General features: G+C 43.7%; 13 protein-coding genes. 10 read left to right on the forward strand and 3 right to left on the reverse strand.

Annotated elements, in window-relative coordinates; translation table 11 throughout:
• Positions 1 to 11: 11 nt before the first annotated feature.
• Entirely contained in the window at positions 12 to 668 is a 657-nt protein-coding gene (gene rpe, locus AN618_RS09170) for a ribulose-phosphate 3-epimerase (protein ID WP_066354177.1), read from the forward strand.
• A 368-nt stretch (positions 669 to 1,036) separates the two neighbouring features.
• On the opposite strand, the gene rpmB is transcribed toward rpe, so the two are convergent.
• A complete protein-coding gene (gene rpmB / locus AN618_RS09175) occupies positions 1,037 to 1,225 on the reverse strand; it encodes a 50S ribosomal protein L28 (protein ID WP_066354179.1) in 189 nt (62 codons plus the stop codon).
• A 148-nt stretch (positions 1,226 to 1,373) separates the two neighbouring features.
• Between rpmB and AN618_RS09180 the strand changes: the two genes are divergently transcribed.
• From AN618_RS09180 to AN618_RS09210, 7 genes are all read left to right on the forward strand, one after another.
• The gene (locus AN618_RS09180) at positions 1,374 to 1,730 is read left to right on the forward strand and encodes an Asp23/Gls24 family envelope stress response protein (protein ID WP_066354183.1); all 357 of its coding nucleotides are present in this window, start codon (positions 1,374 to 1,376) and stop codon (positions 1,728 to 1,730) included.
• A 22-nt stretch (positions 1,731 to 1,752) separates the two neighbouring features.
• Entirely contained in the window at positions 1,753 to 3,402 is a 1,650-nt protein-coding gene (locus AN618_RS09185) for a DAK2 domain-containing protein (protein ID WP_066354186.1), read from the forward strand.
• A gap of 12 nt (positions 3,403 to 3,414) precedes the next feature.
• Positions 3,415 to 5,445 (forward strand): ATP-dependent DNA helicase RecG, encoded by a 2,031-nt coding sequence (gene recG, locus AN618_RS09190; protein ID WP_245628468.1) that lies wholly within the window; start codon positions 3,415 to 3,417, stop codon positions 5,443 to 5,445.
• A 126-nt stretch (positions 5,446 to 5,571) separates the two neighbouring features.
• Positions 5,572 to 5,796 carry an alpha/beta-type small acid-soluble spore protein gene (locus tag AN618_RS09195; protein ID WP_066354191.1) on the forward strand — a complete coding sequence of 75 codons (225 nt, stop codon included), beginning with the start codon at positions 5,572 to 5,574 and terminating at the stop codon, positions 5,794 to 5,796.
• 271 nt (positions 5,797 to 6,067) lie between these two features.
• On the forward strand, positions 6,068 to 6,622 hold the full coding sequence (gene rsmD / locus AN618_RS09200) for a 16S rRNA (guanine(966)-N(2))-methyltransferase RsmD (protein WP_245628469.1): 555 nt from the start codon (positions 6,068 to 6,070) through the stop codon (positions 6,620 to 6,622).
• A gap of 1 nt (position 6,623) precedes the next feature.
• Positions 6,624 to 7,109, forward strand: a complete 486-nt coding sequence (coaD, locus tag AN618_RS09205) for a pantetheine-phosphate adenylyltransferase (protein ID WP_066354193.1) — start codon at positions 6,624 to 6,626, stop codon at positions 7,107 to 7,109.
• A gap of 25 nt (positions 7,110 to 7,134) precedes the next feature.
• A complete protein-coding gene (locus AN618_RS09210) occupies positions 7,135 to 7,581 on the forward strand; it encodes an ATP synthase subunit B family protein (protein WP_066354198.1) in 447 nt (148 codons plus the stop codon).
• Positions 7,582 to 7,583: 2 nt separating this feature from the next.
• Here the strand turns inward: AN618_RS09210 and ylbJ are convergent, their stop codons facing one another.
• Positions 7,584 to 8,843, reverse strand: a complete 1,260-nt coding sequence (gene ylbJ, locus AN618_RS09215) for a sporulation integral membrane protein YlbJ (protein WP_066354199.1) — start codon at positions 8,841 to 8,843, stop codon at positions 7,584 to 7,586.
• 81 nt (positions 8,844 to 8,924) lie between these two features.
• Between ylbJ and AN618_RS09220 the strand changes: the two genes are divergently transcribed.
• Positions 8,925 to 9,722 carry a patatin-like phospholipase family protein gene (locus AN618_RS09220; protein WP_066354200.1) on the forward strand — a complete coding sequence of 266 codons (798 nt, stop codon included), beginning with the start codon at positions 8,925 to 8,927 and terminating at the stop codon, positions 9,720 to 9,722.
• A 14-nt stretch (positions 9,723 to 9,736) separates the two neighbouring features.
• On the forward strand, positions 9,737 to 10,723 hold the full coding sequence (locus AN618_RS09225) for a SepM family pheromone-processing serine protease (RefSeq protein WP_245628470.1): 987 nt from the start codon (positions 9,737 to 9,739) through the stop codon (positions 10,721 to 10,723).
• Here the strand turns inward: AN618_RS09225 and AN618_RS09230 are convergent.
• Positions 10,718 to 11,801, reverse strand: a 1,084-nt coding sequence (locus tag AN618_RS09230; RefSeq protein ID WP_222926456.1) for a tRNA(Met) cytidine acetate ligase, incomplete at its 5' end; no start/stop codon positions are given. The genes AN618_RS09225 and AN618_RS09230 overlap by 6 nt on opposite strands.

The following is an 11,801-nucleotide window of genomic DNA, read 5'->3' on the forward strand; positions in this document are numbered from 1 at the left end:
GATGATGTGATATGATAAAGGTCGCACCATCTATTTTATCTGCCGACTTCAGCAGGCTTTACGATGAAGTGAAAAAAGTGGAAGAAGCGGGCGCGGACCTGTTGCACATAGATGTGATGGACGGTCATTTCGTTCCCAATATAACAATAGGTCCCCCGGTGATATCCTGTTTGCGAAAAAAGAGTTCGCTCCCTTTCGATGTCCATTTGATGATAACTAACCCCGAAAGGTACGTGGAAGATTTTATAAAGGCCGGGGCCGATATCTTAACGGTTCACGTGGAATCGACGATTCATATACACCGCTTGATTCAGACCATCAAAGAAAAGGGTGCTTTGCCTGCAGTGGCTTTGAATCCGTCGACTCCTTTGAGCGCGCTGGACTATATACTGGAAGATGTCTATATGGTATTAATAATGACCGTAAACCCCGGGTTTGGTGGTCAGAGTTTTATCAAGGGGATGTTGAATAAAATAAGTGAATTAAAATCAAAAATAGTGTCGAAAAATCTTGACGTGCTGATTCAAGTGGATGGTGGAATAAATGAGAAAAATGCACGAGAAATCGTCGAAGCCGGAGCGGACGTCCTCGTCGCCGGATCTGCCATTTACAACGCTCAAGACCCCGCTTGCGTCATCCGTCAGCTTAAAAATTTACCCCCAGCATAGGGGGTTTTTTGTAGCAAAAGCTTTCTTTTTGGAATATAAATATCATGTGAAGGATTCTGCCGCGGGGGTGATCCGGTGGGACTCCAGATGAATGTGAAAAAAATACTCGGGATTATAGCGGCTTTTACAGGGTCGGTTATTCTTATCACCCGCCTACCTTCTTGGATTTGGATGCTGGCCGTAGGTAGTTTTTTAATATGGTTTGGTTTGATGTTGTACCAACAAAAATGGTGAAGGGGGGCAGGGGTGTGGTTAAAATTTACGTATTCAAATTACCCAAAAAGCTGGGAAAGATAGTAAAAAAAATATTGAGCATTTTTTCGCGGGATAATGAGGAATAAAAAGAGCGTGCTTGTCGGCACGCTTTTTTATTCTGCTCTTTTTACTTTTCCGGAACGCAAGCAGCGTGTGCATACTTTAATTCGCTTTGGCACTCCGTCCACGAGGGCTCTTACTCTCTGGATATTAGGCGACCAGGTCCTCTTAGTATGGATGTTGGAATGGCTCACCTGCATTCCTGTCCTTGGCACTTTCCCGCAAATCTCGCATTTGGCCATGGTTCCACCTCCTGTCCACTCATTATTAAACAAAATACAAACTAATTTTATCACATCGAACAGGTCTTGTGCAATAAACCTGGAATAAGAGCTTAAAATATATTATAATGAATCTGTTAATAGAATGTTTAAGCTAAAGGGAGGCTGGATGGTGAAAAATATTATTAAAAACTCCCTTGGGAGTATACACATTTCGAAGGAAGTAATAGCCGTGCTCGCTGGCAATGCGGCGATAGAAAGCTACGGTTTGGTCGGCATGGTTTCGAGAAAGGTTAGTGACGGCATAGTAGATCTTCTGGGCAAGGAGAATTTGGGGAAAGGCGTGGAAGTCAAGGTAACGGAAGACGAATTGATTATCGACCTTTACATTGCTGTCCAGTACGGCACGAAGATAAGCGAAGTCGCCAACAACGTGATAGAAAAAGTTCATTATTCGCTGAAAAGATTTTTAGGCTTTGCGCCGGATAAAGTGAACGTTTTTGTTCAGAGCGTGCGAGTGAAATAGTCAAATAGGGGAGGTTGTCTAATTGTCGCTGGAAAATATTGATGGTGCATTGTTTAGGAAAGCACTCATACACTCAGCACGGATGTTGGAGCAGAATAAAAAGGTAGTGGATTCTCTCAATGTTTATCCGGTGCCGGATGGCGACACCGGAACTAATATGTCGTTAACAATGGAACAAGCGGTGGCAGAGGCGGCAAAAATAAAAAGCGACGACCTAAAACGCATCGTAGATGCTGCTGCGTGGGGTGCACTAATGGGAGCAAGAGGAAACTCGGGGGTAATTTTGTCCCAATTGTTCAGGGGATTTGCGGCTGGTGTGGCTGACGGCAAAGATTCTTTAAACTCGAAGGAACTCGCGGCTGCTTTTAAAAAAGGCGTCGAGGAAGCCTATAAGGCAGTTCTAAAGCCTGTGGAAGGAACTATTCTTACGGTAGCAAGAGAAGCGGCGGAACGGATGCTGCTTGAGGCAAAAAAATCGATGGACATAGTAGATAATTTGGAAAAGACCATAGAGCATGCCAAAAAAGTACTCGACAAGACCCCCGAAATGCTGCCGATTTTAAAGGAGGCAGGGGTTGTAGACGCCGGTGGAAAAGGTTTAATAATCTTGATGGAAGGATTTTTGCAGGCTTTGAAAAATCCGAACATGGTAGGAGAATATAAACTCGGAGAATTAATAGCCGAAACTGAACAAGAACCGGTAAGTTTGAATGTAGAGAACCTCGAATATATTTACTGCACCGAACTAATTTTGCAGACCGAGACCCCCGGGGCGGATTTGGAAGCCTTGAAGTCACAAATTTCGGTCCTTGGAGATTCGCTTTTGGTTACGGGGATGAACAATGTAATAAAAATCCACGTGCACACAAATCATCCCGGAGACGTTTTAGAAAAGGCCCTCAAGTGGGGAGAACTTACGAAAGTGAAAATAGACAATATGAAATTGCAGCACGAAGAATTCGTGAGAACTTCCGTAAATCAGAGCGCCGACCACGACGACGCTGTGGAAGTTAAGGATATCGAAATAGTGGCGGTGGTTTCGGGAGAAGGATTGAAAGAGATATTTAAAAGCATTGGTGCCGGTGTTATTATCGAAGGCGGCCAGAGCATGAACCCGAGCATCGAGAGAATTTTGGCGGCCGTGGAGGAACAAAAATCTCCCAACATTATAATCCTTCCCAACAACAAGAATATTATTCTAACAGCAGAGCAGGTCAAGAATTTAACCAGTAAAAAAGTTTACGTCGTGCCTACAAAGTCAATTCCCCAGGGGATTTCAGCTATTTTGGCGTACGACCCGAACTATAGTGCCGAAGAAAACGTAAAGAGGATGAGCGATTCTCTGAAAAATGTAATAACCGGTGAGGTCACTTTCGCGGCCAGGGATTCGAAGTGGAACGGCACTGCAATAAAAGAGGGCGACATACTGGGTATAATGGACGGTGAACTGGTAGCCATTGGAAGCGAAAGGCAAAAGGTTCTGGAAGAACTGGTGCAAAAAATGGCAACCAAAAAGCGATCTGGAATGCTCACTTTCTATTACGGAGAAGAAGTAACGCAGGAAGAAGCCGAAGAAATTGCGAGCAAAGTGGCAGAAAGGTATCCGGATTTTGAAGTAGAAATTTACAGGGGCGGCCAGAGTCTTTACTACTATATAGTTTCTCTTGAATAGTCAGGGGTGAGGATGTTGGATTTAACAAAAGAGGTCCAATACATAAAAGGAGTAGGACCTTCCAGGGCAAAACTGCTTCGCTCTCTCGGCGTTAATACGGTTTTTGACCTTCTTTATTTGTTGCCGAGGCGCTATCTGGATCTTACACCGCTAAATTTTGAGCAAGGTATCGTCGGCGAAGAGGTGGGCGCTTTTCCCTGTGTAGTTACGGAAAAGGGCCATGAGGTGGCCACCCGCTCGGGAATGAAAATAGTAAAAATACCCGTGACCGATGGCAAGCGAAAAGGCTTTGCCGTTTTTTTTAATCAGCCGTACATGAAGGATGCATTCAAACCGGGAGACAAGCTTATTTTGGTCGGGAAAATTAAGAAAAATTTTGGGGAATACGAAATCACAAACCCCGAGTGGCAGAGGTTCGACGAAATCGAAAGCTCGGACTATACGAAAATATGTCCGGTATATCCCTTGACAAGAGGTCTTACACAAAAAATTCTAAGGAAAATAGTAAAAAATGTCTTCCAGGAGGATTTGAAAATAGAAGAAGTTTTGCCTTTGAGCATTTTGAAGAAGTATAAACTTATGCCGAAATTGCACGCACTGAAAAATATCCATTTTCCGGAAAGCTGGGAAGAACTAAGGCGAGCTCAAGAAAGATTGGCCTTCGAGGAACTCCTGGTCTTTCAGCTTGCCATGATGGTAACAAAAAGGCATATAATGGGCGAAAAAAGAAAAAATAAATACGTGGATTTTGATATAACGCCGTTTTTGAAAAACCTGCCTTTTTCCCTGACCAAAGGCCAGGAAAAAGTTGTGATGGATATAATTTCGGATTTGCAAAGCGAACGCGTAATGAACCGACTAATCCAGGGGGATGTAGGCTCGGGCAAAACTGTAGTTGCGACCATAGCCCTTTATCTTGCGGCAAAAAACGGCTACCAGGGTGCTTTTATGGTGCCCACGGAAATCCTCGCAATACAACATGTTACCACGTTGAAAAGATATTTAGAACCCCTGGGAATAAGGGTGGAAGTTTTAAAAGGGGACATGCCAAAGTCGGAAAAAAAGAGAGTTTTGGAAGGACTTGAAAACGGTTCCGTAAAGATTATTGTGGGAACCCATGCCATCATCCAGGACGATATAAAATTTAATCGACTGGGGATGGTAATAACCGACGAACAGCACCGTTTCGGTGTGAGGCAGAGGGAGTCTTTGGTTAAGAAGGGGCATTATCCGGACGTCATTGTAATGAGCGCCACTCCAATTCCCAGGACGCTGGCGCTTACCATGTATTCGGATTTGGATATTTCAATAATAGATACCATGCCGGAAGGCCGTCAAAAGGTGGAAACTTTTGTGGTAGATGATAGCATGAGGCATAAAGTGTACAAGTTCGTTGAAGCGGAAGTTAAAAAAGGTCATCAGGCCTACGTGGTATGCCCGGTAGTGGAGGAAAGCGAATTGGGACTTGCAAGCGTAGATGAAATTTGCAGGGAATTGGCAGAAAAGTTTCCTCACCTTAATATAGGTGTTTTGCACGGAAAAATGAAGGCCGAGGAAAAAGACAACGTTATGAAGGACTTCTGCGCCAGGCGAATTGACGTTTTGGTGGCCACAACAGTTATAGAAGTAGGGGTGGATGTGCCTTCGGCTACTGTTATGGTAGTTGAAAATGCGGAACGCTTTGGCCTTGCACAACTCCATCAGCTTCGAGGCAGGGTGGGGAGAAGCAATCTTAAATCGTACTGCATTTTCATAACCGGTTCTAAGGACAGAAACGTAAGGGCAAGACTAAACTTCATGATGAAGAGCCACAATGGTTTTGAAATAGCTCAGAAAGACCTGGAAATAAGGGGACCCGGCGAATTCCTCGGCGTAAGGCAGCATGGCCTGCCGGAATTCAAGTTTGTCCCTCTCATTAGAGACATTCGGATTCTGGAAACCACAAAATCTCTGGCGGCCGAGATAATAGACAGGGATTTGCTGTCGACTCCTGAATTTGCAGGGATTCGAAAAGCGATAGAAGAAAAATTAAAAATAATTTAAAAAATAATAATTAGAAAAATAAGTAATTTATTTATACATGTGCTGGTTTTTCAGGCAGATAGTTCTAGTATTTTGGACTTTTACTCAGGTTATATTAAGAGTAGAAAGACAAAGGAGGTGATTAAGATGGGTCTTGGACAAAAGAGAAATAAACTCGTAGTTCCCGAAGCTTATAAGGCAATGGAACAATTCAAAGCTGAAGTTGCACGCGAAGTTGGAATTACCGCTCCTCCCGATGGATACTGGGGCAACTACTCGGCCAGGGATTGCGGCGCTGTTGGCGGTCACATGGTGCGCAAGATGATTGAGGATTATGAAAGGCGAATAAGTGGTGGCCAGACCACTCACTAAAATAAATAGTAAAGAACAGGCTCTATGAAAATAGAGTCTGTTCTTTCTTTGTGTGTTCTAAAATCAAAATTTGATGCCGGCGCTTTTTGCGCCGGCACTGGGAGAGGAGAAACCGGAGGAAGAGCTTATGGGGAATTTGTTTTTTACAATAATATTTTTATCGTTTTTTGATTGTTTTATACGTAATTAAACTAATGGATATTAAATTTTATTGAAATACCGGCTGAATATGTTAGAATAATACTAGACCTATTAAAGGGTGAAAATGATAATGATGAGGATAACAGGTGGAATGTTCAGGGGAAGGAGGATTAAATCCCTTCCCGGCGAAAGCACTAGGCCCACCTCCGATATAGTGAGGGAATCTCTTTTCAACATTCTGGGCGAAAAAATAGTAAACTGCAGCTTTTTGGATATATTTGCCGGTACCGGAAGCGTGGGGATAGAGGCTTTGAGCCGTGGTGCAGAAAAAGCGGCCTTTATTGAAAAGAGCGGATTCGCATGCAGGGTGATAAAGGAAAACCTCGATATCCTGGGAGTTTCCGAAAAGGGCATAATAATAAAATCCGATTTTTTAAAGGGATTGAGGAAACTTGAAAATACCAATACGACGTATGATGTAATTTTTCTGGACCCACCGTATAACAAGGGATATGCATCTAATTGCTTGGAAGTTTTAACCTGCTCAAAACTGTTAAAGCCAGGTTTTATAATAGTGGTTCAGCATTCGGTATCGGAGATTATCAAGGTCCCGCCCAAAGTGACCTGTTACAAAGAAAAGAGGTATGGCATTACAAGGTTATCTTTTTTTACAGGAGTGAAGTAAAATGTCCGTAGCTATATATCCGGGGAGCTTTGACCCCATCACCAACGGCCATCTTGATATTATCGAAAGAGGTTCGAAGATTTTCGACCGGCTTATAGTCGCCGTTTTAAAAAACCCGAACAAAAAATCCCTCTTTACGATAGAAGAACGAATTGAAATGATAAGGGATGCGGTAAGTCACCTCGACAACGTGGAAGTGGACCACTTCAGCGGCTTGCTCGTGGACTTTGCTCGAAAAAGAAATGCAAAAATCATAATAAAGGGGTTGAGGGCGGTTTCTGATTTCGAATACGAACTGCAGATGGCATTGATGAACAAGAAGCTTTATAAGGATATAGAAACGGTCTTCATTATGACCAGCACGAAGTATTCCTTTCTGAGTTCGAGCATAGTGAGGGAAGTTGCAAGCTTCGGAGGATGTGTAAAAGACCTGGTGCCGCCCGCGGTAGAGGAAAAATTGAGGGAAAAATTTACCATAAAGGGTTAATTCTTTCTTTTGGAGGGTCGGGTTAATGGAATTTTACGATTACATAGAAAGGCTGCAAAATCTGATAAGCGAAGGTTCTAGAATCCCCTTTTCAAACAAGGTGATAATAGACCAGGAAAAAATTTTAACTTTGTTGGACGAGATGGTAAAAGCCTTGCCCGAAGATATAAAAAAGGCAAAAAAAATTGTGGAAGAAAGGCAGCGAATTTTGGTTGAAGCTCAGAAAGAGGGAGAAATGATAATAAAAGAAGCAAAAGAACATATCGAAAAAATGGTAGATCAAAATGAGATAGTCAAGATAGCTCGAGAGAAGTCGGAGGAAATTTTGGCTGCTTCCAAAAAGGCAGCGAGAGAGATAAGGGTGGGAGCGAACAAATACGCCGATGAGGTGCTGGCGCAGCTGGAAAAATACCTGGAGAAAATTTTAACTTCGGTCAGAGAGGGACGGGAAGAGTTAAACCAGAGGATCTGATCTTATTTTTTTATGACCTTAAACGTTATTATCTCAAAACCTTTAATGAGATAAAGTATTGTTGAAAGCAAAACGAGCAAGCTGAAGAGGAACATAAACACCTGACTCGAAACGGCGAAAATGTTCAGCCAGCTTTCAGAAGTTCTCGACGGGGCTATGGCGAATACGGGCATGGACCACGATGCGAAACCTTCAATGGGAATTGCCATCATGATATAAGTGACGATGCCGGCCAAAAGAGCGTGTAGGACTCTTGCCATTATGTAAGGGAGGATTTTCACATCGGTGTTGCTCAACATGCTCATTACCTGGAAATGGACCGATATACCGCTCCAGGCTATTATGGCGCTAGCGACGATGACTCTTTGAATAAGGGGGGCGTCGGCGGCGCTTGCGAGTTTGGTCCCCAAAGTTATTTCGAAGATGCCGCTGATTATAGCGGGAGATAAACTTTCATCAAGGCCGAATATCTTCAACAACACGTTGACTGCCGGAACGAGCATGTTGACAAACCCGGCAACCGTTATTATTCTGATGACGACCGAGAAGAGGATGATAAAACCGAGGATGAGCAATAGGGAATTTATCGAATCCTTTATACAATCGCCTAGAAGTTGTCCGAAGGGCCTTGCATCTTCTTTGCGAGCCCTCAAAAGCTCACGGGTGGCTTTCAGCATGATGCTTTCGTTCTTTCTTACGGATGCCACCTGGGGGGTTTTTTCCGATTTCGGGGAATAAAAGCGCATGGCAATACCCACGAGAAGAGCTGAAATGTAATGGGATAAGGCTATAATCGACCCTACGCGGACATCCTTGAACATCCCGACTGCTACTGCTCCGACCATAAAAAGGGGATCGGCGGTATTACTGAATGACACCAAACGTTCGGCTTCCCGGGCATTGCAAAGCCGCTTTTTTACCAGTTTTGCTGTGAGCATGGCTCCGAGAGGATAGCCGCTTGCAAGTCCCATGGCCATGACGAAAGAACCTGCGCCGGGGACGTTGAAAAGGGGCCGCATCAACGGTTCTAGGAGAACTCCCATAAAATGGACGACCCCCAGTCCCATAAGCAGCTGCGAGCCTATGAAAAATGGGAGCAGTGCCGGAAGCACAATGTTGAACCATACATCGAGCCCTTCGAAAGCCGCTTGGAAAGCCTCTTCCGGGAAGCGAATTATGGCTATTGTTATCATGACTGCAACGGCAGGAAGAATCATCTGACTCAACTTAGCTACTTTGCTTTTTGGAATTCTTAATCTCATTTTTAGGCCTCCTAATAAGTTTCTTCCAAATCTATTTAATATATATTTTCGGAAAGACGCACATATTCTTTAAAAGAAGGGATGAGGGAGGAGTTGGAGAGAAGGCCTAAGGTAGGTCTTGCACTGGGTGCCGGAGCTGCTAAAGGATATGCACACATAGGTGTTATAAAGGTTCTGGAAAAACATGGGATTCCCATCGATATCATTACGGGTTCCAGCATAGGCAGCTTAATAGGGGCCCTTTATGCTTCGGGAGTGAAGGTGAATTATATCGAATCTTTGGCTTATCATATTAAAAGAAGGCATTTTGTTGATATCACTTTTCCAAGGCTCGGATTAATTGCGGGAAATAAAATAGAAGAGATGTTGAGACTGCTTACAAAAAATAGGAATTTCGACGAACTAAATATACCGCTGGGTGTGGTGGCTACCGACCTGAAGTCCAAAAGGCTGGTCCTGCTAAAAGAAGGAAATGTAGCTCTGGCCGTCAGGGCGAGTATAGCCATCCCCGGTATTTTTTGCCCTGTGATGAAAGATGGGATGGTTCTGGTAGACGGAGGGGTTCTTGAAAGAGTTCCGGGCCGTGCGGCGCGCGAAATGGGGGCTGATGTGGTAATAGGGGTTGAACTGGGTTTCAGCGCGGGAACTTCGCTGAGCAATATATACGATATCATATTCCAGACGTTCGAAGTTATGGGAAGAGAGATTCAATTTCTAAAAAATTATGAGTGCGACGTTCTCATAACTCCAAATTTGGAGAACGTGAATCCCCTTGCCTTCAGCGAGCCGGAAAAGTGCATAAAAGAGGGAATTAGGGCTGCCGAAGCTGTCCTGCCGCAAATTTTGACAATTTTAGGAAGAAGGGACGAACAAAGATGAGGCGAGATTTTTTTTTGAAGAGGCGTTTTTCGCTCCTCATAATTGCAATAGTGCTTCTTGCTGTAAATTTTTATATAGCGAATAATTATACCCTGGTAGCTCCCGGAGTGACGGTGGATTTAAAAGAAATTGTCCAGGTAGAGCAGGGCGAGAAAAATGAAAAAGGGGCCTTCCTGCTGACCACGGTGTCGACTAGGCCTTTGAACCTGCCGCTGGCTGTTTATGCTGCTTTCCATCCTTACGTCAACATTGAAAAAAGAGAACGGGTTATTCCCCCAGGTATGGATATGGAAAGGTATATGGATTATATGAAACAGTGGATGGAAGAAAGCCAGAAAATAGCGGAGATTGTAGCTTTAAGACGGGCAGGATACAAACCTGAGATTCTGGGGAAAGGAGCAAGGGTCGTGGAAGTGATGGAAGACAGCCCTGCAAAAGGTCTGATATTGCCGGATGATATAATTACCGGTGTGGACGGCGTTAAGGTCAATCTGGCTGAGGAAGTGATAAATTTAGTAACGAAGCACAAAATAGGAGAAAAGGTGAATCTGGAAATCATAAGGAAAGGAAGGAAGTTATCACTGACGGTTCCCACTATCGAAAGCAAAACCGAAAAAGGAAAGCCCATAATAGGGGTTTTTATCACGACTTTAGATTGGAAACCCATCCTCCCGCTCGATATAAAGATTAATACGGGCGATATAGGCGGCCCTTCCGCCGGTGTAATGTTTACCCTGGAGATCTTAAATCAGTTAACGCCCGGAGATTTGACCAAGGGCCACAAAATAGCCGGAACCGGCACCATAAGCCTTGACGAGAGGGTGGGGGAAATCGGCGGTGTGGTGCAAAAGGTTGCCGCGGCCAAAAGAGACGGTGCGGAGATATTTTTTGTGCCAGAAAATAATGCCGAGGAAGCCATGCGTGTAGCTAAAAATCTCGGGATAAAATTAGTCCCTGTAAAAACCCTGCAGGATGTTTTGGATTATCTTGAGAATTTATAGCGACCGAATTACTTCCATTTTGAAATCACGTCCCCCTTGCCTGTTATTTTTAAAAGGCAGGGCAAGCGAATATATGTCGGAGGCCAACAGATCGACTTCGAACATTCTCCGGGCAGTGCCCGGTAATTTTTTGTGTTCGGCAGCCCGGGTTATTATGGGCAACTTGCTTTGTTTTTTGATTTCCCGCAAAATTTCCAGTCCCCTTTGGGAAAACCCCAAAACCCGTAGGTAAAGCGGGGTTTTGCTTAAAACCAATTCTTTTTCTATGTTTAGGAGGATATGGATTAGAATTCGCTGGATTCTCGTTTCGGGATATCTTTTGGATTTTATTTCTCCTATCAATTCATGAAGGCTTGAGGCCTTTTTGGCAGCCTGCTTTATGCGGTTTTCCAGGCCTTCGGTGATGTCGAAAAAAGATGATAGTTCTTCTTTAAAACTCCTTCGCAATATGTCTAATAACAGAAGTTCGAAGTTCTCCAAAAACACGGGGCCTTTGCCTTTATCGATTTCGCTTTTTATTATTTCGACACAGTGGCCGGGAACTGCCGAAGAGAGAAAATCGTAAATTTCTACATCGGGGCTTCTTTTGAGAAATTCTCTGATGGCGCTGGCACTGGGGTATTTCTTGTTAAAATCTTTTTCATGGTAGCCGGCACCTTCTCTTTTAATCGGCAAAATTTCTATGTTCATATTGTATCTTTTTATGGCCTTAACATATTCGACGGCGAGGATGAAATTAGGTTTTTTTAGCAGGTCCGATATGTGCTTTAGTTTATTTTCAGGAATTCTACCGGAAAGAAGTTCTATCAGAGCTTTCTCCCTGGCGGATGGGAAGGAAAGTCCTTCTTTTAAATGGTTCTTTATCGAACTTTTGAAAGAAGCGGGTTCTTGGGAAAGAAGCTCCGAAATAATATAGAGCTCTTCTATTTTGTATTCCTCAATTCCGAAACTGAGGTAATTCACCAGGCCTGTGGAATTAAGTAGTTTCCATTGAAAAACAATTCCCTCAAACCCGCAGAAACCCAGCATCTTCATCCCAAAAAAGAGAATATTTACGGTATAATATAGCAAAAAGGAG

Source organism: Fervidicola ferrireducens (assembly GCF_001562425.1).
GTDB lineage: Bacteria > Bacillota > Thermosediminibacteria > Thermosediminibacterales > Thermosediminibacteraceae > Fervidicola > Fervidicola ferrireducens.